This window comes from Bradyrhizobium sp. USDA 376 (genome assembly GCF_054063675.1).
In genome coordinates this window covers 6655515-6677831 of the sequence record NZ_JBSSGN010000001.1, presented here as the reverse complement: position 1 = coordinate 6677831, position 22317 = coordinate 6655515, and the positions used below count along the sequence as shown (strand labels likewise).

The window sequence follows — 22317 nt, the reverse complement described above, 5'->3', positions numbered from 1 at the left end:
AGACACAATGACGCATGCGAGCAAGATCGGGCAAACGGATGTTGCGGCTGGAGGATGCAGGGCCGGATGCCTATGCTGACAGGGTGCGTGATTTGGTGCGGAACGACTGAAGGGGATTCTGATGGCCAAGAATACGACCAAGAACACGATTTGCCTCTGGTACGACAAGGATGCTGAAGCGGCTGCCCGGTTCTATACGGAGACGTTTCCCGACAGCGCGGTGACCGCCGTCCACCGCGCGCCCAGCGATTACCCGTCCGGCAAGGCGGGCGATGTGCTCACCGTCGAGTTCACGGTGGCGGGCGTCGCCTGTCTCGGTCTCAACGGCGGTCCCATTTTCAGGCACAATGAGGCCTTCTCGTTCCAGATCGCCACCGACGACCAGGCGGAGACCGACCTCTATTGGAACGCCATCGTCGGCAATGGCGGACAGGCGAGTGCGTGCGGCTGGTGCAAGGACCGATGGGGCGTGTCGTGGCAGATCACGCCTCGCGTGCTGACGGAGGCGCTGGCGGCCGGCGGCGCTGAGGCCAAACGCGCGTTCGAAGCGATGATGGGGATGACCAAAATAGACGTCGCCGCGATCGAGGCCGCGCGGCGGGGCTGACGTGGACCTTCAGGCGCACCGAGCTGCGCCCGCATGTCGATCATGCGGCGTGACCGAGCCTCGCCTCGATCTCCTGGCGCAGCGCCGCAAAGTCAATCGGTTTGGTCAACAGATCGGTAGCGCCGCTGTCCAGCGCTTTGCGCTTGGTTTCGGTATCACCATAAGCCGTGATCATGATAACGGGCACGTCGGGCCGGGCCGCACGTACAATCGGCAACATCTCGAGCCCGCTCATGCCGGGCATGTTGATGTCTGAAAGGATCAGAATGAGCGTTGCATCCCGGAACTCCATGGCGCGCTGCAGCGCCATCGGCGCCGACGATGCAAATTCCATCAGAAAGCGGCCGGCGCGCAGATCGCGTCGGAATTGCTGGCGAAACAGCACCTCGACGTCCGGCTCGTCGTCAACCACCAAAATGTACACGCTCACCCCTTGTCTCCGGTCTGCATTGCGCTGGCCGCAGTGCGTGGCAGCGTGATGATGAACTCCGTAAAGGCGCCTGGCTCGGTCTCGAAATCGATGCTGCCGCCATGTTGTTTAACGATAATGTCGTGACATATCGACAGGCCGAGCCCGGTTCCTTCGCCGACCGGCTTGGTCGTGAAGAACGGATTGAATATCTTCTCCCTCACCTCAGCCGGAATTCCGGCGCCATTGTCGCGAATGCGGATTTCAACGGCGCGGTCGAGACCCCTTGTTGTCGCGCTAAGAACGGGCTCGAACCCATCGCCGGCGACTTCCTTGCGTTTCATGGCCGCATAGAAGCCGTTTGAGATCAGATTGAGAAAGACCCGCGTGATTTCCTGCGGGTACACGCCGACGGTCCCCGCAGAGGGATCGAGCTTTCGCTCGAGCGTAATGTGAAAATCCGGCTTTTCCGCGCGCGCGCCGTGATAGGCGAGATTGAGGCCTTCCTCGACGATCCCATTGATGTCGGCGGCGCGGCGCTCGCCAGAACCCTGTCGCGAATGCAGCAGCATGTTCTTCACGATGGAATCGGCGCGTGCGCCGTGTTGTACGATCCTTGCGAGGTTGGCCTCGAGCACCTGCGTAAGTTCGTCGATTTCTTGCCTGACGGCCTCGTCCAACTCGGTCGCACGCAGCTTTTCGTTCAGCTCGCCGATCAATTCCGACGAGAGCGATGAGAAATTGTTGACGAAATTGAGCGGGTTCTTGATTTCATGGGCAATGCCTGCGGTCAGCTGGCCAAGCGAGGCGAGCTTTTCGGTCTGGATCAGTCGATCCTGCGTCGCGCGCAGCTCTTCGAGAGACTGCGAGAGCTCCGTTGTGCGCTTGCGCAATTCATTCAACAGACGAGCGTTCTCGATTGCGATGACGGCCTGATTCGCAAAATTGGAAACCAGCGCGATCTGCTTCGAGGTGAATGGCTTCACTTCCTGGCGGAAGATCGTGATCGTCCCGATGAGCTCGTCGTCCTTGAGCATGGGCACGATGACGAGGGTTCTTGCTCCGGCAAGGTCGGCGAGCGCGCGGACGTTGAGATTGCCTTCGATGTAAGGCGGCTGGCTCCGGATGTCCTCGATGTGGACGGGCTGATGAGTCTTCTCCACAGTGCCGAGACCGCTGCCGGGATGCGGGCGGATGCTCTGATACAGGCGGGTCTCAACATAGGCCTGCGGCGCGTTGTAGAGCGCAACCGTGCGGAAGCCGCCTTCCTCATAGAGATTCATGGTACCAAATCGGGCTCCGCAGACGCGGGTCGCGTTCTCCAGCATCTTGTCAAAGACCGGCTCCAGCTCGCCGGCGGACGAGCTGATCGTCGCCAAAACTTCCGCTGTCGCGGTCTGCTGCTCGAGGGAGTCCGTAAGTTCGCGCGTGCGCTCCCGTACCTCCTCGAACAGTCGGACATTGCCGATCGCGATCACCGCCTGATCAGCGAAGGTCTGAAGCAGAGCAATCTGCTTGGCGTTGAACGGATTGACCTCGGTGCGTCGAAGTGTGATGGCGCCAATTCCTTCGCCTTCGTACAAAAGCGGTACACTGAGGATGGTCCGCACGCCGTCATCGCGCCTGAGTTCTCGCCCATCGGGAAATTCATCGCCTTCGGGCGAGGTGATGTCCCCAACCTGGACTGGACTCCGGTCGAGAATCGAGCGGCCGGCTGTCCATTTGCGATTGATGGGCCACGTTGCGCGGGAGGGCACTATCGGGCCGTGATGTGCAACCAGTTGAAGATGGTCGTCCCTTCTCAGGCGAAGCACCGCATCAGAGCTTTCGCAGAGCTCACAGGCGCTTTCGACAATCGCGTTCAGGACGGGATCGATCTCGGTCGGGGAGGACGCGATGACCTTCAAAATGCTGGCGCTGCCGGTTTGGTATGTCAGCGCGTCCTGGAGGTCACGGCTCGTGGTTTGCACTTCCTCGAACAGACGCACGTTCTCGATGGCAATCACCGCCTGATCGGCAAACGTCGAAACCAGCTCGACCTGTTTCTCAGAAAAGGATTGTACCGTCGTGTGGCCCAGGAACAGCACGCCGATCGGTTCTCCTTCGCGCATCATCGGCACGCCGAGCAGGGTGCGATAGCCTGCGGCCTTCTGCATGTCCAGGTATTCATATTCGGGATCAGCCAGTACATCGAGGATTTGAACGGACCTCTGTTCGACGAGAACCCGGCCGATCAAACTGCCCCTGCCGGGCTGAAGCCGGTGAACGTCGGCGAGCTTGACCCAGTCCACGCGAAAATTGTAGCCGGTGGCATGATAGAAACCGCGCTCGTCCTTGCGCGCAATGGCCGCCATATCCGCATTGCAAAGGCGCGCTGCAGATTCCGTCAGCGTATCGAGCACTTTCTGAAGGTCGAAGGCGGAACGGCTGATGACCTTCAGCACGTCCGCAGTCGCCGTCTGCTGCTGCAATGACTCGCTCAGGTCATTGGTCCGTTGACGAAGTTGATCGAACAGACGCACATTTTCGATCGCGATGACGGCTTGGTCGGCGAAGGTGGTGACGAGTTCGATTTGCTTCTCGGTGAAGAGCTCCGTGCGTTGGCGCGCGAGCACGATTGTCCCGATCGGTTCGTTCTCGCGCAACAGCGGTACACAAAGCGCTGTATGTTGGCCGCCGAGGGTCGTCGCCTCCTGCAGCGTATATTCCGGGTCGGAGGCTACATCGAAGATCTGGACTGGACGCTTTTCCTTCACCGCCCGCCCCGTGATCGTGCCGCGCCCCGGGGCGATGGGGTGGTCCTTGAGGAACTCGATATACTCTGCGGTGTAACCGACCGCTGCTCCGGCGCGGTAGAGATCGCCTTCGCGCCGCATGATGAAAGCCATCTCGGCGTTGCACAGGCGCGCTGCGGTCTGAACGAGCGTATCGAGCACCGGCTGCAGATCGAAGGTCGAGCGGCTGATCGTTTTGAGAACGTCTCCGACCGCGGTCTGCTGCTGAAGCGATTCAGTCAAGTCGTTTGTGCGCTGCTGTACTTCGCTGAACAGCTTCGCATTGTCGATGGCGATGACGGCCTGCTCCGCAAAGGTCCGCAGGAGTTGCTTGTCGTGCTCGGCAAAGTTGCCCGGCTGGGGACGTGTGACGCTGATCATGCCGATTGCATTTCCGCCCTTCATGATCGGTACGAAGAGCATCGCGCGGAAGCCGCGCAATCGGGCGACGTCTCGGATCTGCAGTTCCGAGGTGGCCTCGGTGTCGGGGACGGGGACAACCTTTCCGAACGAGGCGAGTTGAAAGCTTGGAAAGTCTTCAATAGGCCGCGGAAACATCTGCGTTAGATGTGCATCTGCGACAGCATTCGTGCGGGTGAACGCGGCAAGGTGCGCAATTCCGTCGACGAAACGGAACACTGCGGTGGAAAAGCCCCCGATCAACCGGTTGGCGCTGGTGGCGATTGCGTCGAATACCGGCTGCACGTCGGAGGACGACGTCGCGATCACTCTTAGGACGTCGGCAGTCGCATTCTCCCGATCGTGCGCGGCGCGCAACTCGGCCAATAGCCGGGCGTTCTCCTGCTTCAAATCTGCCACCACGTCCTGGGAGAGCGCGGGCATCGGAAACCAAATCCATATCGCCGAATGCGTTGCAGCATCGGGCCAAAATATGCGGCAGTTTCGATTGGATTATTTCACTTTGGAACGCTTTCGGCCAGCCTTATCGCAAGTTGCGCCGACAGGCTCTGCACGCTTCGGCGGCGATTACGGGGGGCTGGCCCGCGATCAAGACGGTACGCGAGCACGGAGCTCACCTCAGATGCAGAGGCTGAGCAGCTTGATGTGACAGTTGCTCGGCTTCGGCTTGCTGGCCGGCGCCGCCTCGCGCTTCACGGCAACCAGCGGCTCACCGTCGTTCTTCTTGCCTTTGCCTTTACCTTTGCCCTTGGGCTCGTAGTCGCCGGCAATGACCATCGCCCAATAAGTGCGCTTGCCGCTGGTGTTCCTGGCGCTCGCGATGCCGACGCGGGAGGCGTTGTGCAGCAAGAGGTTCTTGCGGTGCCCGGAGGAGTCGATCCACTGTCCCAGCGTCTTTTCGAAATTGTCGTAGCCATAGGCGATGTTCTCGGCGGCGCGGCCTGCGCCGGCCGGGGCGACGCGGCGGTTGAACGGGCCGAGCGCGTCGTGACTGAGATCGTCCTTCGCCGCCATCGCGCGGGCCTGGTCCATGGCGATGCGGTCGAGCGTGGCATCGCGGACGACCCGGACTTCGCCGTGCTTGAGGCGGAAGCTCGAGATCAGCTCGGCCGGGGATTCGGCCATTGCGGGGGCGGGCGCAAGCAGCAGCACGCCGGCGATCAGGCCGCCAACCGCACACTGCATCATCGTCCCCCCAGTGCCCATGACCCCCAAGCCCGAATTCTCCGACTGCTTCTCTATCGCCAATGTGGACGCTTCAAGGCACCGGCCGCCACACTAGCCGGCCGGCAGGTCGGCTTCGAAATTGAAGCGGTCGCGCAGGTTCTTGCGCTGTTCCAGAATGTCCTTGAGGAAGGCGCGGTCCTGGTCGTTCTTCATCATCGGCTCGATCAGGTCGAGCTGGTTCATGGCGACCAGTTGCAAGATCTCGGTACGCGGCTTGCCGCTGGTGTCGCGCGGCAGCGCGTGCACCACCTGGATGTGTTCCGGCGGCTTGGGACCCTTGGCGGCCGAAAGCTCGCTCCGGAGCTGGCCTTCGAGCGTGGCTTGATCCGCCTCGACGAAGGCATAAAGCCCGACGCCGGTCCGCCGATCGGCAAAGGCGACGATGGCGGTGTCGCGCACCGCCGGATTCTTGCGGATCAGCTCGGCCAGCACCGGCGCATCGTTGACAAGCCGGCGGCCGCCGCCCTCGCGGTCGGTGAAATTGAACAGGCCGCGGGTGATGGCACGGTAGACCTTCTTGCCGGTGACAAGCCACAGGCTCGCGGCAAACGACTTCTTCGCCAGGATTTTTCGCTCGCGCGGCGTCAGCGCCTCCGGTGCATAGGAGCGCTTGTGCTTGAGCAGGTGCCGCAGGTCTTCATAGGCGAGGATGCGATAGAGCCGGCCGCGCCGCGCAAAGCATGCGGCGAGCTGGAAGTCGGTGACATAGGCGCGGCCGTCGCGGCCGACCAGCCAGTTCTGCTCCTTGGCGAGATCGTTGTGGCAGATGCCGGCGCGGCGCAGCCGGCGCAGCGCCGCCTTCGCCGAGCGGAAATAGGCGAGGTCACCATGCGGCTTTGCCAGATGCAGCGCGACACCGTCGACGAAGCCGCGCACCAGTGCACGGCGTCCGGCCCACAGCAGTTCGGGGCCGACGTTCAGGCCCTTTGCGAGCGCGAGCGCATGCTTCTCGCGTGCGAAAAGATGCCGCGCCAGCAGGAACGACCACCACGGCACCTCGTCCAGCCGGCGCAGCACCGCGTCGACCTCGCAATTGTCACCGCGGAAGCGGCCGCGCTCGACGGTCGAGAACACGTCGCGCTTGAGCAAAACGCCCTCGGTCCAGCGCGCCGAGAGCTCTGCGGCGTCGTCTTTGGGGAGGCTCATCGGAAACTCACGCCGCGGCGGCTATGCGCAGGTGATCGGCGATCCAGCGATCGAGATCGGAGAGCGCCCGCGCACTCATCGCCTGCTTCTTGGCCACCGTCTTCTCGTTGCCGCGCAGCCGTGTGCCGTCAGGCTTCTTGGTCGGCACACTCGCGAGCGGCGGGAACAGGCCGAAGTTGATGTTCATCGGCTGGAACGAGCGCGTGCCCGGTTCGATGGTCTCGATGTGGCCGCCGGTGATGTGGCCGAGCAGCGATCCCAGCGCGGTCGTGCCCGGCGGGCTCTCGAGCGTCTCGCCGCGCGCATTTGCAGCCGCATAGAGACCGGCGATCAGGCCGACGCTGGCCGATTCCACATAGCCCTCGCAGCCGGTCATCTGGCCGGCAAAGCGCAGCCGCGGCTGCGCACGCAGGCGCAACTGGCTGTCGAGCAGCTTTGGCGAGTTGAGGAAGGTGTTGCGATGCAGGCCGCCGAGGCGGGCGAATTCGGCCTTCTCAAGCCCGGGAATGGTGCGGAAGATGCGCTGCTGCTCGCCATATTTCAGCTTCGTCTGGAAGCCGACGATGTTGTAGAGCGTGCCGAGCTTGTTGTCCTGGCGCAGCTGCACGATGGCGTAGGCTTTCGTCGCGGGATCGTGCGGATTGGTGAGGCCGACCGGCTTCATCGGGCCGTGGCGCAGCGTCTCTGGCCCGCGCTCCGCCATCACCTCGATCGGCAGGCAGCCGTCGAAATAGGGCGTGTTGGTCTCCCACTCCTTGAACTCGGTCTTCTCGCCGGCGATCAGCGTGCCGACGAAGCCGTCATACTGCTCCTTGGTCATCGGGCAGTTGATGTAATCGGCGCCGTTGCCGCCGGGGCCGACCTTGTCGTAGCGCGACTGGAACCAGGCCACCGACATGTCGATGGATTCGCGGTGCACGATCGGCGCGATCGCATCGAAGAAGGCGAGCGCGCTCTCGTCGGTGAGCTCGCGGATGGCGTCGGCCAGCGGGGCGGAGGTGAGGGGGCCAGTCGCGACGATCACGTTGCCCCAGTCGGCCGGCGGCAGGCCTGCGACCTCGCCGCGGGCGATCTCGATCAGGGGATGGTCGTTCAGCGCCTTGGTGACGGCTGCGGAGAAGCCCTCGCGGTCGACTGCGAGCGCGCCGCCCGCGGGCACCTGGTTGGCATCGGCTGCGCGCATGATCAGCGAGTCGAGGCGGCGCATCTCTGCATGCAGCAGGCCGACCGCGTTGTTGGCGGCGTCGTCCGAGCGGAACGAGTTGGAGCAGACGAGCTCGGCGAGCCCGTCGGTGCGATGCGCCTCGGTCATGCGGTCCGGCCGCATCTCGTGCAGCACCACGGGCACGCCTGATTTGGCGACCTGCCAGGCAGCCTCGGAGCCAGCGAGGCCGGCGCCGATCACGTGCACACTATTGGAATGGGGTCCTGTCATGGGGCGGACAGGTAGCGCTTTTCGGCGAAGAGTGGAATCGCCGAGATCGAGTTTTCTGCCTCCGGAAACGACAACGCCCGCACGAGGCGGGCGCTATCGGTCCGTTCCGGTGAAGGGCTGAACGATATCAGCCCTGATACTGGCCGGCGGCAACGCGCGGGATGTCCGAGCGATCGAGGCCGATGTCGGCCAGTTCGCGATCGCTGAGCTGGGACAGCTCGGCAACATTGCGCTGATAGTCCCGGAAGGCCTGGATCATGCGGATGAGCGAGAGCAGCATTGGTAGTCTCCTGTAGTTCGATTCAGCCTTTGCCTAAGGCCCCATCGTTGAAATGAATATAGGTGAGAGTGGTGCAGTGCGAAAGTTCCGATGTTGCGATGCAGCTAAGCGAAGAGCGCATAGCATCGGTAAGGGGCGATTAACCTCTTGGCACTCCCGCCCAAGAGCTGGGCGGAAGTCACCGCATCCTGCAATAAAATACCGTGAAATCACGGGCTTATGGCGGGAAATGCGGTTCCGATGAGGGTTGAAATAGGTCGCGTCTTCGTGATCTGCAACAGGAGGGGCCAGCTTGTAGGCCCAAGTTTCGCATGCGCGAATCGCATGAATCGCAATGCGTAAAAATGAATTATTATTCAAATATTGAGCGCGTTCCGTCGCGCTCCCAACTGCGGTTCATTGGCGCTGCCCGGAAGAATTACCATCTCATGGCTTTCGGCGAGCCCGGATGCACTCGTCGCCAGTGGTCTTTGGGCTGACCACTACCCCGTTGGTGCGGTGCACACGCCAAGCGTGCCGCTCTCATTACCAAGTTGTAATGAAAATCAGAATTTTCGCATGCGGCTCTGCGCGGCGCGCAACATCACGCAATTCTCGCGGGGAATTTATTGCGGCAAGTTGCCGCAACCGGAGGAAAGTCGTGCCGCAGATTCCGGCAATGTCGCTGGTTCTGGCCCAAGAACAAGAGAAGGAAAGTAACATCATGACGAAGTTACTCGGGGTTATCGCAATTGCCGCTGTCGCATTCGCCGTCGCACCGGCCCAGGCCGCCAAGCACGCCATGGGCGGCTGCAGCGGGGCCAATCTGGAGAAGACGGAGACCGCGATCGAGAACATGGCTGACGGCGACAGCAAGTTCGTCGCGCAGAAGGAGATCGCTGCGGCTCAGGACTCGCTGCTCAACGGGAAAATGGGTGCGTGCGGCGCGCATCTGAACAAGGCGATGCAAGCCACCATGGGCAAGTAACGGGTAGGCACAAACGTACCCAAGAGAGGGCCGGTCGCCGGGCGATCGGCCCTATGCGTTTTATCGGGCGTTGTTTAAGGGGCGCGCGCGAGCTGGGCGGCGAAATAGGCCACGGTCTTGGAATAGACCTCGCTCTTGTTCCACTGCTGCAGCACCGCGAAGTTCGGGCTGCCCGGCTGCCAATCCTTCCCCCTCTGCCAGCCATAGCCGGCGAGATAATTGGCGGTGGAAGCGAGCACGTCGGGCGCGTTGTGCAAGAGATCGCGCTTGCCATTGCCGTCGAAGTCGACGGCATATTTCATCCAGGACGACGGCATGAACTGGGTCTGGCCGAGCTCGCCGGCCCAGGCCCCCTTCATGTCGCCGGGGGCCAGATCGCCGCGCTGGACGATGCGCAGCGCATCCAGCAGCTCGCTGCGAAACTGCTCGGCGCGCCGGCAGTCATAGGCCAGCGTCGCCAGCGAGCGGATGGTGGCGAACTTGCCGGTGTTGACGCCGAAATCGGTCTCCAGACCCCAGATCGCGACCAGCACCTCGCCCGGCACGCCGTAGGTTTGCTCGATGCGCGACAGCACCGAGCCGTATTGCTTCATCATGTTGGAGCCGCGCGTCATGCGCGGCGGCACCATGCGGCCGGAAAACTCTTCAAAGGTCTGGGTAAAGACCTTTTGCGACTTGTCACGGTTCAGCACGCTCGGGTCGAGCGTCACGCCGGCGAGCCCGGCGGTGATGGCCTGTTGCGAGATGCCCTTGGCCGCGGCGTCGGTTTTGAAGTCCGCAAGCCAGGCGTCGAAATTGCCCGAGCCGCAGGCAACGGCGGCGCGCGCTGGCTGAGCGGACAGGATCGAGGCGGAGAGGGCGAGGGCTGCGAGAGCGAGACGAGAAATCGTCGGGGTCATCAGATGAAATGGATTCCGTGATGTGATCTGTCCGGCGGCGCAATTTTGATTGTAACCGCGGCCAAAGCAAGGCGCATGACAAGCCGATCCTGCCCGCAGCCGGGCAGGATCGGATGTCACGAGATCGTTAAGCGTCCGTTCGATTCCGCCACGGGAAGAGATTGGCCGGGAAATCAGCGGCCGGTTTGCGCGGACGATGCGGCGGAGGCGGTACGGGCCGCGCGCCGGGTTCGGACACGATCACCTTGCGGTAGAGATGCCAGGTGGCGTGACCGAGCAGGGGGATCACGACGGCAAGGCCAAGGAAGGCTGGGAGCGTGCCAAGCGCGAGCAGCACCGCGACGATCAGGCCCCAGGCCGCCATCGGCACCGGGTTCCTGGCGACGACGCGCAGCGAGGTCACCATGGCCTCGAACGCGCCGGCATGGCGGTCGAGCATGAGCGGGAACGACACGGCGCTGATGCAGAGCGCGGCAAGCGCGAACAGGAATCCGGTGCCGCAGCCGACCACGATCAGCCACCAGCCTTGTTGGGTCGTCAGCACGCGCGTCAGGAAATCCGAGATCCCGGTGACGCCCTCATAGCCGAACGCCGCGATATAGATCGCCTGCGCGGTCGCAACCCAGGTCACGAACAGCGCGAGCAGCAGCGTGCCGAGACCGAGCATCGCGCCGAACGAAGGCGAGCGCAGCACCTCCATGGCATCCCAGGCGCTGGCCTCCTCATAGCGTTCGCGTCGGCTGGAGAGTTCGTAGAGGCCGAGGGCTGCGAACGGGCCGATCAGGGCGAAGCCCGCGGCCAGTGGAAACAGCAGCGGAAGCACCGAATAGCCCATCACCACGCGGGCGAGCACGAGGCCCAGCACGGGATAGATGACGCACAGGATGATGGCGTGGCTCGGAACCGCCTTGAAATCCTCCCAGCCGCGCCGGAGCGCCTCGTGCAGGTCGGACAGTTGGATGGTTCTAATGACAGGTCCAGCCGCATCAGTGGGCTGGGCCGTCGCGGGTACATTGCCCTGGTAGAGTGTCGCCATGGTCGCTAGCTCCCTTGCCGGGCAGCCGCACTCGGCGCCGGCAAACGGCGCAGGCGGCCGCTCTTCTCTGAGTTTCGCGATTCCAACCAGACGCGAATTCCGGACGGGCTCGCGAGTTGAACGTAAAGGCTACTCCCAATTCCGAGTCCTGTCCCTCACGCCTGGGTGAAATTCGATGCCGCAGTGCAACCTCGATGATGTCATTCGGTCGTCATTTCGCCGCAGATAAGCTCATGCTGTTTGTGGTTCGCAGAACTCCGCGGGCGCAACGCAGTGACTTCGTCTATAAGTGGCCATCAAGGCCCTTCCAATGGATCCTTTTCGGGGAAGCAGACATGAGCATTTTCGGGAAAATCATGAGCGCGATCTTCGGCAGCCAGCCGGCTTCTGCCGCGCCGGCCGGTGGCGCAGCGCCGGGCAGTGCCCCCGCTGGGACCGCGCCGGGCGCATCGGCGCCGGCATCAGCGCCCATGGCGGCCGTCGATGTCGCGGCCATCGTCGACAAGGCGGTCGCCGCGCACAAGGGCGAGAAGCTGGAATGGCGCACCTCGATCGTCGACCTCATGAAGGCGCTCGACATCGACTCCAGCCTGGCAGCGCGCAAGGACCTCGCCAAGGAGCTCGGCTATAGCGGCGACATGAACGACTCGGCCAGCATGAACGTCTGGCTGCACAAGCAGGTGATGTCCAAGCTCGCCGCCAATGGCGGCAAGCTGCCGCCCGAGATCAAGCACTGACCGATTTTTCCGGTCGTCGCCAAGGGATCGACAAGGGCCCGCGCTCGCGCGGGCCCTTTTGCGTTCAGGCGACGAGGTCCGCATCCTCCGGATGCTTGTCGAGATAGTCGACGACGAAGCCGCAGCCGGCGATCACCTTCTTGCCGTCGCGGCGGATCAGATCGAGCGCACCCTTGACCAGCTCGGAGGCAATGCCACGGCCGCGCAGCGCGCGCGGCGTCTCGGTGTGGGTGATGATCACCGCCGATGGCGTCAGCCGGTAATTGGCGAAGGCGATCTCGTTGCCGACGTCGAGCTCGAACCGGCTCCTGTCCTTGTTGTCGCGTACCGATGCCGTCATGGCTGATCCTTCTGCAGCGAATGCTTGCTCCCTGATCTAGGCGCCTGAACCCGCCCTTGCCAAGGCGCGACCAAGGGAGGTTGCCGCAGGGGAGATATCTGCAAAATGCGTGTCCAGCTCAGCCTAATGGCCTTGCTTGCCGTGCTCGCTTCGGCAGCGCCGGTCCCAGCCGCAGCCGAAGGCGGTCCCGCCTGGGACGCCTGCTTTGCGCTGACCAGCACGCCGGATGAGCGAGTGACGGCCTGCTCGACAGTGATTGACACCAAGAGCGAGACTGGCCGCAGGCTCGCCGGTGCCTATTGCAGCCGCGGGCATGGCCTCACCGAGAAGCGCGAGCTCGATGCAGCGCTGTCCGATCTCGACGAAGCGGTCGGGCTCGATCCTGATTATGCCTGCGCCTACAACAATCGCGGTCGCGTCTATAACTTCAAGCGCGATTATGATCGCGCCATCGCCGATTACGACCAGGCCATCAAGCTCGATCCCTCGCTGGCGCTAGCCTACAACAATCGCGGCGACTCCCGTTACAACAAGGGCGACCTCGACGGCGCCATCGCCGATTTCGACGCGGCGATCAAGCGCAATCCGAACTATGCCCGCGCTTACGCCAATCGCGGCTACGTCTACGCACGCAAGCACGATACGGCGCATGCGCTTGCCGACTTCAGCACGCGGATCAAGCTTGCCCCGGACCTGATCGCCTACATCGACCGCGGCAACGTCTATCGCGACAGCGAGCAGCTCGACCGTGCCGCCGCCGACTATGGCGAGGCGATCCGCCTCGCGCCGACCGATGCGCGCGGCTGGCGCAATCGCGGCATGATCAGGCTCTACCAGGGCGACAACAAGGGTGGCGTTGCCGACTACGACAAGGCGCTGCAATACGATCCTTCGGACGTGTTCTCCTGGAACAATCGCGGGCAGGCCCGCTTGCGGCTCGGCGACAAGCAGGGCGCGATCGCCGATTTCAGGAAGGCGCTGGAATTGAAGCCGGGCCTCCAGCCGGCGCAGGAGTCGTTGAGGAAGCTCGGGGCGCTCTAGCTGCAGTGCGATATGAGTTAATGACCGGCGAGTGTCGCGCGGCCGTCGAAATAATCCTCTCTTTCGCTCTTGCGCGGTCGCCGGCGGTTCCCACGTGTTCCCGAGGACATACGTCCGAATGCGGCCGGCAGGGTCGCCAGACATTCGGAAGTCGTGATTGCCAGCCGCCGACGTGTGCCTCTGTGAGAGGAGGGTATGATGTCGGACTTTGGTTTCTTGAATACTCATCGCACGTGGGAAGACTGGTCCGGGATGCTGCTGGGCGCACTGATTGTCGTCTCGCCATGGTTTCCCGTTCAGGATCAGCCTGCGATCGTTGGAGACCCGACGATCATCCTGAATGCGGTCGCAGTCGGCCTGGTCGTGTTTGGCATCAGTCAGCTCGAATATGTCGCGCTGCAACGCTGGCAGGAGGTGGCGACGATCCTGATCGGATTGTGGCTCATCGCCTCGCCCTACTTTCTTGGCTATTCCGGTGAAGGGTTCCTGCGCATCTACCACACGAGCCTCGGCGCCGCGGTGGTACTCCTCGGCGTGCTGCTGCTGTGGCAGGACTGGGACCTGAATGACCAGGACATGCTCAAGCACGGGCAATAGGCCGTAGATATCGACAGGCCCGCCTGGCGACGGGCGGGCCTGGCGCTCATCGCGCCACCAGATCCTGATAGTCCGGGTGCTTGTCGATCCACGCCTTCACGAACGGGCATTGCGGGATCAGCTTCAATCCGGCGGCGCGGACCTGGTCGAGCGCGCCTTGCACCAGCTTCGAGCCGACGCCCTTGCCGCCGAGCTCCTTCGGTACCTCTGTATGCTCGAAGGTGATGAATTTGCCGTCGAGCTTGTAATGCTCGGTCGCAAGGTGGCCCTCCACCTCGAGCTCGAAGCGGTGGTGGGCTTTGTTGTCGATGACGTCGCTCATGTCGTCTCCAGTCAGCTTTTGAGCGAGTCCGTCAGCATCTTGCGGATCGACCAGGCTTCGCCGTCGGAGGCGCCCCTGATGTCGTCGATCCGCCAGCTACCGGCCTCGCGCACGAAGTCGTAACGCACGATCAGATCAGTGGGTTTCCGGTCGTTGCGGTGGCCGGTCATGGTGACCGCGATTGTCGCCTTGTCCGCCTCCATCTTCTCGGCGTCCACCTTGAACGACTTCACGTCGGGTTCCTGCGAATTGGTGACCGGATCGAAATCGACCGGCCCGACGTCGCCCTTCGGCGTATGCGCATCCGCCTTGGCCCACAACGCGAGCAGCGTCTTGGAGAGATATTTGGCTTTGGCCGCCTTGTTCTCGATGACGAAGCCTCCGCCACCATCGCCCTTGCCCTTGGCGGCGCGGGTGTAGATCGCAGTCAGGATGGCGACGGGACCGCTCGCGGCCGGGGTCTCGGCGAATGCCGGGGAGATGCCGGCGAGCAGAGCGGCGGCGACGAAGGAGCGACGGGTGAGCATGAGATGTCCCTGGGATGCTGGCGCACGGCGGCAGGCCGGGGCGGCCGGGGCCGTGGCGCATCTCTGTAGACCGTGGTGAAGGCAGTTCGGTTCAATCGCTCGCTTTGGCAAGCCTGGAATCTTCCGCCTGTGGGGGCGGGCGGAGGCAGCCCTGGCAGATGACGAGGGATCGGTTGACCCCGGCGTCCCGTTCGGCCTCGATATTGTCCTGCGCCTGCCACCATTCCTTGGAATAGGGCTGAAGTCCGGCTTGCGACCTGTTGCGCTCGGATGAGGCGGCGGCACGCGTCGCTCGCGATGGTCCCGCACTAGCGCGCGGCTGATTGGGATCCTCGCCGGCGCCATCCCAGGCATAGCGTGCAGGCTTGACGGCGGGGTCGGAGGCCAGATGCGCTTGCGGAGTGATGGCACATCCGGCGAGCGCCAGCGACAACAGGAGGAGGGCGGGCGCTTTGACCATGATGCGGCACTCTGTACGCGAGAACTGATGAAGGGTGCGCTGATCATGTTTAAAATTCCCTGAACGATTGCAGGCCCGCGCACGACCAATGCGAATGCGATATCTGATGCTCCTGCTGACCCTCCTTGCCACGGCCGCGCGCGCCGACGACGCAAAGCCGTTCAATCCGGCCGACTATCCGTCCGGCGTGCAGAAGGCTCTGCGTTACGCCAATGAGGAATGCGAGAGCCAGGACGGAGGGGCGGTGACCTTTGCTCCGGACACGGTGCGCAAGGTCGACCTGACCGGCGACGGCCGCGACGATTACATCGTCGATTTCCGCGACGCCAAATGCGGCGACCGCGAGACCACCTATTGCGGAACCGGCGGCTGCGTCATGAACATCCTGGTCACGCTGCCTGATGGCAGCGTGCGTCCGGTGTTCGACGGCTACGTCCGCAGCTACAGGATCGTGGCGCCGCCGATGAAGCGCGGCGCCGCGCGCGTTGTCCGGTTCGATTTGCATGGCAGCTATTGCGGCGGCTTCGGTGCGCAGGCCTGCTCCAAGGAGAAGGCGATCACGGCGACCCCGTTCGCGTTCAAGCAGCCGTAAGGCAGCTGTGCGGCCGGCGGCCTTGCAGGGGCACTGGCGATAGCGATAAATGGGCTGCAATGAGCGGGCGGCTTGCGCGCCGTCCGCGCTCGAAGAGGAAGCCCGATGCAGCCCCTGCGCATGCACCGTCGCGTCATGAATCTTGCCTACACGCTGACCCAGAATGCGCGGCGGCATGGATCGCGGCCCGGTTTCATCTGGGGTGAGAGGTCCTGGAGCTGGCGCGAGATCGACGCGCAGGTCTCGGCGCTGGCCGCGGCGCTGGCCGCGCGTGGCGTCACGAAAGGCGACCGCATCCTCGTCCATTCCAAGAACGGCGACGAGATGTTCTTCTCGATGTTCGCCGCGTTCCGCCTCGGCGCCGTCTGGGTGCCCACCAATTTCCGCCTGATGCCGGATGAGGTCACCTACCTCGCAGAGGCCTCGGGCGCGAAGGCGTTCCTGTGCCACGTCGATTTTCCCGAGCATGCCGCGGCGGTGAAGGGCGGCGCGCTGGAATTCACCTGGAGCCTCGAAGGCAAGGCCACGTTCGGTGAGCGCTCGGTGGCCGATGCCATCGCCGCGCAGGCCGGCGCAGACGTCGCCAATGTCGAGGTCGAATATGACGATCCCTGCTGGTTCTTCTTCACCTCCGGCACCACCGGGCGATCCAAGGCCGCGGTTCTGACCCACGGCCAGATGGGATTCGTCATCACCAACCATCTCGCCGATCTCACCCCCGGCGTGACCGAAGCGGATGCCTCGCTGGTGGTGGCACCGCTGTCGCACGGCGCCGGTGTGCACCAGCTGGTGCAGACCGCGCGCGGTGCGCGCACCGTGCTGCTGCCGACCGAGAAATTCGACATCAACGAGGCGTTCCGCCTGATCGAGGCACACCGCGTCAGCAATCTCTTCACGGTGCCGACGATCCTGAAGATGATGGTCGAGCATCCCGCCGTCGACAAATACGATCATTCCTCGCTGCGACAGGTGATCTATGCGGGCGCGCCGATGTATCGCGAGGACCAGAAGGCGGCGCTGAAGAAGCTCGGCAAGGTCATCGTGCAGTATTTCGGGTTGGGCGAGGTGACCGGCAACATCACCGTCCTGCCGGCGGCGTTGCACGATCCCGAGGACGGCCCGCATGCGAAGATCGGCACCTGTGGCTTCGAGCGCACAGGCATGCAGGTCTCGATCCAGGATGACGAGGGCCGCGAGCTCAAGGCGAACCAGAGCGGCGAGATCTGCGTGATCGGACCTGCGGTGTTCGCCGGCTACTACGACAACCCCGAAGCCAATGCGAAGGCATTCCGCAACGGCTGGTTCCGCACCGGCGATCTCGGCCACATGGATGAGGAGGGCTTTGTCTACATCACGGGACGGGCCTCCGACATGTACATCTCCGGCGGCTCCAACATCTATCCGCGCGAGATCGAGGAGAAGATTTTGACGCACCCCGCGGTCGGCGAGGTCGCCGTGCTTGGCGTGCCCGACGCGACCTGGGGCGAGGTCGGCGTCGCCGTCTGCGTCGCGCGGGAGGGCGCGAAGGCCGTGAGCGAGGCCGAGATGGCGGCGTTCCTCGCGCCGAAGGTGCCGCGCTACAAGATGCCGAAACGCTTCTTCTTCTGGGAGGCGCTGCCGAAATCCGGCTACGGCAAGGTGCCGAAGCGCATGGTGCGCGACGAGCTCGAGGCGCGCGGGCTGCTCGACCTCGACAAGACCAGGGCAGGCTGAGCGAAGGTGATGCGGAGTATCAAGCAGCCCGGCGCGCCGGTCACAGAGCGCATTCAATGGGTGGAGGCGAGGGGACGTGCTTTCTCCTTCACGCTGCAGGCAGGTGTGCCGCTGCTGGAGGCTGCACGGCGTGGCTTTGCCGCGGAGGGATTTAGCGGCGGCGTGCTGAATTTTCACGACGCCGCGCTCGGGCCGTTCGGCTATGTCATGCCGGCGTTGTCCAGGACCGGCGAGAATGCCGCGTTCTACAGCGACACCTATCGGCCGGCCGGTGTGACGCGCACCAAGCTCGGCAGCATGACGCTCGGCACCCGCGACGGCGCGCCGTTCTTTCATTGCCATGGGCTCTGGACCGAGGCCGACGGCAAGGCGAGCGGCGGCCACATGCTGCCGGACGAGACCATCGTCGCCGAGCCGTTCGAGGTCGAGGCGTTCGGCCTCGACGGCGCGACGTTCACGGCCGAGCCCGATCCCGAGACCAATTTTAGGCTGTTTGGTCCGGTCGCCGCTGCGGGTACCGACGCACGCACGACCAGCCGCGCCTTCGCGCTGCGGCTGCGCCCAAACCAGGACTTTGCGGGTTGCCTTGAAGCGTTCTGCCGCGCGCACGGCATTGCGCGCGCGAAGATCCACGGCGGTGTCGGCTCGACCATCGGCGCGCGCTTCACCCATGGCGGTGTGACCGAGCCGTTTGCGACGGAGCTCGCGATAACGGCCGGGACGATCGCGCCGGGCCCTTCGGGTGCACTCGAAGCAGCGCTCGACGTTGCCCTGATCGACTACACCGGCGGCATTGCGGAGGGGCGTCTGATCCGTGGCGACAATCCCGTGCTGATGACCATGGAGCTGGTGCTCGAGGTGTTGAGCTAATCTCGGCGAGCGATCATCAGTGAGAACGTAGTTTGGCAATGGCCAAGTACGTAGAGTCACTTATTGCCGAGCCTGATCCCTGAAAGAGATTGAGCAAGGGGGATTGTCCCTGACCGATGCTCTGGCCGTTTTTGACGTCATACATGGCGGAGAAACGGCCCAACAGCTTTTCGACCTTCGCGGGGTCGGAGAGATCCTTGATCTTCATGAACCTGTCCACGAACTTGGCCTGCTGATCGATCGGCATCGATGCCATCGAGTCAGGCAGGTTGAAGGTTGTCCTGAACACCTCCGAAAGCGCCTTGTCGGCAAGGATGTCGTATGCCGACGTGATCTCCCCCGCCTTGCGCTGGAAATAGAGCGCCAGGCGCACGCCGGGATTCGTATCGCCCTGCTGCTGCTCGAGGCTTTGCTGGAGATAGTTCGCCTGGGTTTCCCGCAACTGGACTTGCTTCTGAGGACCAACCATCGCAAGGCGCGCGACGTTGCCCTTGCTGTCGAAATTGAACGACGCCGCGATTTCGGCAAAGCGATGATCGCTCTCGGTGTTCGCGAAGCTCTTTGGATTGTTCAGATCGGAGGCGAAGATCTTCTTGAGATAGTCGGTGCTGACCTTCTTGGGGTCCAAACCCTTGGCGACGAGAATGAAATCGACCATCTTCCGGTTCGCAAGCAGCTCGGAAACGCTGTCGATGCCTGCAATGGCTTCCTGATAAGACGTCGCGTCTTTCTGGGCCTGTTCCCGAACTGCTTTCTGCTGCTCAGGGCTTGCCTGTCTAACCACTGCAATGACGTAGTCCTTCGCGATCTGGAGGACTTTTGCCGGGTCCTGAGCCACCAAGGGGGTCGTCAGATTGCCTTTGGCGTCGAAGTTGAAGGCGCGCGCGAGCTCGACGTACCGATTGTCCTTGAGCATATAGACGTAACTCTTGGGATCGCTGAGGTCGCTTTCGAGGACAGCCTTGATGGTGGCCTGCGAGACCTCTGCGGGATCGAGGCCGACGGCGCCCAGCGCAAAATCATATACGGCTGGTGTCGATACGAACGCCTGGACTGACTTGACATTGAGGATCGCGTTTCTGAACAGCTGGGTTGCCAGAGCTTCGCTCAGCGGGCTTGCCGCAGCATAGACGGCGGACTTGCTGTCATCGAACCGCTTTGTCGTGAGCGTGACGTTTGCGGCAGTCTGCGCGGCCACACCCGACGGCAGCGACCCGTCAGGCGAAAACTCGAACGCGCCGGCCAGGTCTACAAAGTCGCCGATCGTCGCTATCTGGTCATTGAGGCTGGAAATGCTCTTCGTGTACGACTCCAGGTGATATTTTTCTACCAGGATCTGGACGTTCAACTGAGCCACATCCGCGCCCGGTTGCGAGAGTTGGGCCGTGTAGTCGGCGATCTTCGTATTGGTGGCGCTCACGTCCGATTTGGCTTGCGCGAGCTGGGCGTTGAGGCCGGTCAACTGAGACGCGAAGGTGGTGTTGACGTAGCTGTCTGGATCGGATGGGTCGCTGCGCAGGACCTGACTTATCGTGTCGCGCGGCCATTTGCTCTGATCGATCCCGAATGCCGAATAAACATAGTTGCGGAGACGGTCGTTGTTCAGCAGCTGGTCTGCACTGCTGATGCTGCCGATCTGGGCGCTGTAGTACGTCTTGTCGTCGGCAAGTGCATCGACCTGGCTCTTCTTGGTCGCCGTGTACAGACCGATCATCTCGTCGATCTGGTCCTCCGATTGCGCAACGGGCTTTGTGCCGCCCGTGAAGGAGAATGCCTCGGCAAACTCCCGGTAACGCTTGTCGACCAGCTTGTTGACGAAGCTCTTTGCATCGGAGAGGTCGCTCTCCAGCACCTTTCTCATGAAAGCCTTGGCGTACGCCATGTCCTCCAGGCCATACGCCTTCAGTGCGTAATGATAGAGGCGATAATCCTTCATGAGATCGTCAATGGTCTTCACCTTGCCGATGTTGGCCTTGTAATAGGCGGCCTCCCGCGCGACGTCGGGTTGCTGTTCGACCCGCGTCAGGGACTGCTTGAGATGGTGCGAAATGTAGTTGTAGCTGAAATACGTTGATACCATCGCGCATTCCTCGCGGCTTCTTACGGTCCCGGACGTCCGTCAATCATTGCGGGGTCGCGAGTGGGGCGCTGGCCTCATGCCGGCAAACTGGCTCACAGCTGCGTTTTCTTGGGACGATTCTGGCCTGCAATCGCAGGTTTTAATCAGTGTCAGAGTGACGCATTACGGGTTTTATTGCTGTTTGTGTCTGTATGTTTCTCAGATGCAGCTTTCGCGAAGATTGCGTTCCTGATATGTTCCGATCGAGAGATGGATCGGAATGGGGTGGTGGCCGGGCATGAGCCGAAGAGGCAGTCGAACGATCAACCTGCCGGCGCCTTATCTGAAGCGGGTCTGGCTCGACCCGGCGCAAGTCCACGATCGCGAGGTCTATCCGTTTTGCCTGCCGATCTTTCCGGATGATTTCGAGCTCAACTTCGATGCGGCCATCACGATCATCGTCGGAGAGAACGGCACCGGGAAATCGACGATCCTCGAGGGGATTGCAGCGCTCGCCGGCTACGACGATGCCGGCGCGGGAAGGGTTACATGCCGGTTGATCACTCCGAGGCGCGGGAGAAGATGGGTGGCCAACTGTCCAAGGCGCTGCGCGCAAGCTGGCTGCCGAAGATCACCAATGGCTGGTTCTTTCGTGCCGAGAGTTTCTTCTCGGTGGCGCGATATCTGGACAAGGCCGCACGTGATGCCGGCCAGGTCGGCCCCGATTTCCTGTCGCATTCCCATGGCGAAGGCTTCCTGCGCTTCTTCGAGGAGCGCTGCCAGCGCCAGGGTATCTTCATTTTCGACGAGCCTGAATCGGCCCTGTCGCCGGCGCGCCAGATCGAATTCCTGAAGCTGCTGCGACGCATGGACGAGTCCCGCATCTGCCAGGTCATCCTGGCAACCCATTCGCCGATGCTGATGGCCTATCCCAATGCGCGGCTGCTGCGGCTCGGGAAGTACGGCCTGGAGCCTGTTACGGTGGAGCAGACCGATCACTACCGGGTCATGCGCGAGTTCTGTGACGACCCGCGCGGGTTCGTGGAGGCGACGCTGGCGGAGTAGGGCGCACCCGACACCCACACGCGTGTCCCGGACCAGCTGCAACGCGTGAGCGTTGCGGCGCAGCGCCGGGACCCAGACGCCGCACATTTTGCTGTTGCATGGGCCCCGGCTCTGCAGCGCACCGCCGAAGGGGCGCTGCGCTGCGTCCGGGGCACGAGAGTCCGAATTTACCTCGCACTGCTACCCGCATCGTACGCGCGGTTTCGCATTCTCGCGGCGCATTCTGCCCGAGCTTTGCTTCAGTTGCCGCCCTCAAAAGTGCCGAGGGCGCAGGGAAGGCCGGGTGCCGGCTGGCACCCACGGTCCACTGTGCGAAAATTGCGCTACGAGAAGCTGCACAGCGGCATACAGGTGAAGCCAAACATCCGGCCTTCCCTGCGCAGTGGTTTGACGACTTATGTCGTGCTCTCCCCGGGGAGCGATGCACTATTGCCCCCGTCGCCTTGCGGATGGCTGATGCGCCGCCCGGTCGAGCAGGGCACATCACCGCAAGCCTTGGCGCACAGACCCCGGGCGCCAGGACCACACGATTTTGCCGTACGCAGGCTGCACCGGTCGTGTGCGCGTAGTGTTCGCTCACGGAGTGACCCGCCCTGCAAACAGCCCTCGCGCCGACGCCGCCTGCGTCCACCACGTCCCCTCCCGCGTGTCGTGACGATCGCGATACGCCCCTCGGACCGGGCTGGGATGGCCACAACATGCGCTAATTCCGAATTCGCGTAAAGCGAATTGTTTTCATCCTGATGCATTGACCCCGGTCTTGTGTGTTTTGCCCGTCGGGCAACGCAAGGACT

At 63.0% G+C, this 22317-nt stretch carries 21 protein-coding genes and 1 pseudogene; 9 read left to right on the top strand and 13 right to left on the bottom strand.

The features are described 5' to 3' along the window. Positions 1 to 121: 121 nt before the first annotated feature. On the top strand, positions 122 to 607 hold the full coding sequence (locus ACVJ19_RS31080) for a VOC family protein (protein ID WP_453952951.1): 486 nt from the start codon (positions 122 to 124) through the stop codon (positions 605 to 607). A gap of 40 nt (positions 608 to 647) precedes the next feature. Here ACVJ19_RS31080 and ACVJ19_RS31075 read toward each other — a convergent pair whose 3' ends face one another. From ACVJ19_RS31075 to ACVJ19_RS31050, 6 genes are all read right to left on the bottom strand, one after another. Beyond that, on the bottom strand, positions 648 to 1037 hold the full coding sequence (locus tag ACVJ19_RS31075; protein WP_453952950.1) for a response regulator: 390 nt from the start codon (positions 1035 to 1037) through the stop codon (positions 648 to 650). Beyond that, positions 1034 to 4633 carry a GAF domain-containing protein gene (locus ACVJ19_RS31070; RefSeq protein ID WP_453952949.1) on the bottom strand — a complete coding sequence of 1200 codons (3600 nt, stop codon included), beginning with the start codon at positions 4631 to 4633 and terminating at the stop codon, positions 1034 to 1036. The genes ACVJ19_RS31075 and ACVJ19_RS31070 overlap by 4 nt, the downstream gene beginning before the upstream one ends. 195 nt (positions 4634 to 4828) lie before the next feature. Beyond that, a complete protein-coding gene (locus ACVJ19_RS31065; RefSeq protein WP_453955253.1) occupies positions 4829 to 5395 on the bottom strand; it encodes a CAP domain-containing protein in 567 nt (188 codons plus the stop codon). A 93-nt stretch (positions 5396 to 5488) separates the two neighbouring features. Continuing rightward, entirely contained in the window at positions 5489 to 6583 is a 1095-nt protein-coding gene (locus tag ACVJ19_RS31060; protein ID WP_453952948.1) for an AMP-binding enzyme, read from the bottom strand. A 7-nt stretch (positions 6584 to 6590) separates the two neighbouring features. Further along, the gene (gene trmFO, locus ACVJ19_RS31055) at positions 6591 to 8018 is read right to left on the bottom strand and encodes a methylenetetrahydrofolate--tRNA-(uracil(54)-C(5))-methyltransferase (FADH(2)-oxidizing) TrmFO (RefSeq protein WP_453952947.1); all 1428 of its coding nucleotides are present in this window, start codon (positions 8016 to 8018) and stop codon (positions 6591 to 6593) included. Between the two features lie 127 nt (positions 8019 to 8145). Beyond that, on the bottom strand, positions 8146 to 8298 hold the full coding sequence (locus tag ACVJ19_RS31050) for a DUF1127 domain-containing protein (protein ID WP_007590701.1): 153 nt from the start codon (positions 8296 to 8298) through the stop codon (positions 8146 to 8148). A 640-nt stretch (positions 8299 to 8938) separates the two neighbouring features. On the opposite strand from ACVJ19_RS31050, the gene ACVJ19_RS31045 reads away from it, so the two are divergent. Further along, a complete protein-coding gene (locus ACVJ19_RS31045; RefSeq protein WP_453952946.1) occupies positions 8939 to 9265 on the top strand; it encodes a hypothetical protein in 327 nt (108 codons plus the stop codon). Positions 9266 to 9339: 74 nt separating this feature from the next. Here ACVJ19_RS31045 and ACVJ19_RS31040 read toward each other — a convergent pair whose 3' ends face one another. Beyond that, a complete protein-coding gene (locus ACVJ19_RS31040; RefSeq protein ID WP_453952945.1) occupies positions 9340 to 10164 on the bottom strand; it encodes a lytic murein transglycosylase in 825 nt (274 codons plus the stop codon). Between the two features lie 127 nt (positions 10165 to 10291). Continuing rightward, a complete protein-coding gene (locus tag ACVJ19_RS31035) occupies positions 10292 to 11200 on the bottom strand; it encodes a DUF2189 domain-containing protein (RefSeq protein WP_453952944.1) in 909 nt (302 codons plus the stop codon). Between the two features lie 335 nt (positions 11201 to 11535). Here ACVJ19_RS31035 and ACVJ19_RS31030 point away from each other — a divergent pair, with 335 nt between their 5' ends. After that, positions 11536 to 11937, top strand: a complete 402-nt coding sequence (locus ACVJ19_RS31030; protein ID WP_211401963.1) for a DUF3597 domain-containing protein — start codon at positions 11536 to 11538, stop codon at positions 11935 to 11937. Between the two features lie 64 nt (positions 11938 to 12001). Here ACVJ19_RS31030 and ACVJ19_RS31025 read toward each other — a convergent pair whose 3' ends face one another. Then, a complete protein-coding gene (locus ACVJ19_RS31025) occupies positions 12002 to 12277 on the bottom strand; it encodes a GNAT family N-acetyltransferase (protein WP_453952943.1) in 276 nt (91 codons plus the stop codon). 105 nt (positions 12278 to 12382) lie between these two features. Between ACVJ19_RS31025 and ACVJ19_RS31020 the strand changes: the two genes are divergently transcribed. Continuing rightward, on the top strand, positions 12383 to 13318 hold the full coding sequence (locus ACVJ19_RS31020; RefSeq protein ID WP_453952942.1) for a tetratricopeptide repeat protein: 936 nt from the start codon (positions 12383 to 12385) through the stop codon (positions 13316 to 13318). Between the two features lie 198 nt (positions 13319 to 13516). Next, positions 13517 to 13915 carry an SPW repeat domain-containing protein gene (locus ACVJ19_RS31015; RefSeq protein WP_453952941.1) on the top strand — a complete coding sequence of 133 codons (399 nt, stop codon included), beginning with the start codon at positions 13517 to 13519 and terminating at the stop codon, positions 13913 to 13915. Between the two features lie 46 nt (positions 13916 to 13961). Here the strand turns inward: ACVJ19_RS31015 and ACVJ19_RS31010 are convergent, their stop codons facing one another. The 3 genes from ACVJ19_RS31010 to ACVJ19_RS31000 form a co-directional block, all read right to left on the bottom strand. Beyond that, positions 13962 to 14237 carry a GNAT family N-acetyltransferase gene (locus ACVJ19_RS31010; RefSeq protein ID WP_453952940.1) on the bottom strand — a complete coding sequence of 92 codons (276 nt, stop codon included), beginning with the start codon at positions 14235 to 14237 and terminating at the stop codon, positions 13962 to 13964. Between the two features lie 11 nt (positions 14238 to 14248). Continuing rightward, positions 14249 to 14764 (bottom strand): DUF3828 domain-containing protein, encoded by a 516-nt coding sequence (locus ACVJ19_RS31005; protein WP_453952939.1) that lies wholly within the window; start codon positions 14762 to 14764, stop codon positions 14249 to 14251. A gap of 91 nt (positions 14765 to 14855) precedes the next feature. Continuing rightward, complete coding sequence (locus ACVJ19_RS31000) at positions 14856 to 15224, bottom strand: hypothetical protein (RefSeq protein ID WP_453952938.1); 369 nt, start codon at positions 15222 to 15224, stop codon at positions 14856 to 14858. 106 nt (positions 15225 to 15330) lie between these two features. Here ACVJ19_RS31000 and ACVJ19_RS30995 point away from each other — a divergent pair, with 106 nt between their 5' ends. The 3 genes from ACVJ19_RS30995 to ACVJ19_RS30985 all read left to right on the top strand — a co-directional run bounded on the left by ACVJ19_RS30995 (position 15331) and on the right by ACVJ19_RS30985 (position 18399). After that, complete coding sequence (locus ACVJ19_RS30995; protein WP_453952937.1) at positions 15331 to 15816, top strand: hypothetical protein; 486 nt, start codon at positions 15331 to 15333, stop codon at positions 15814 to 15816. A 105-nt stretch (positions 15817 to 15921) separates the two neighbouring features. Further along, positions 15922 to 17529: an acyl-CoA synthetase gene (locus tag ACVJ19_RS30990; RefSeq protein ID WP_453952936.1), complete on the top strand. Its 1608-nt coding sequence runs from the start codon at positions 15922 to 15924 to the stop codon at positions 17527 to 17529. A gap of 9 nt (positions 17530 to 17538) precedes the next feature. Beyond that, complete coding sequence (locus ACVJ19_RS30985; protein WP_453952935.1) at positions 17539 to 18399, top strand: PCC domain-containing protein; 861 nt, start codon at positions 17539 to 17541, stop codon at positions 18397 to 18399. A gap of 16 nt (positions 18400 to 18415) precedes the next feature. Here the strand turns inward: ACVJ19_RS30985 and ACVJ19_RS30980 are convergent, their stop codons facing one another. After that, a complete protein-coding gene (locus ACVJ19_RS30980; protein ID WP_453952934.1) occupies positions 18416 to 20479 on the bottom strand; it encodes a DUF1217 domain-containing protein in 2064 nt (687 codons plus the stop codon). A gap of 277 nt (positions 20480 to 20756) precedes the next feature. On the opposite strand from ACVJ19_RS30980, the pseudogene ACVJ19_RS30975 reads away from it, so the two are divergent. Further along, positions 20757 to 21523 (top strand): annotated as a pseudogene (locus ACVJ19_RS30975) (AAA family ATPase). Positions 21524 to 22317: the final 794 nt, after the last annotated feature.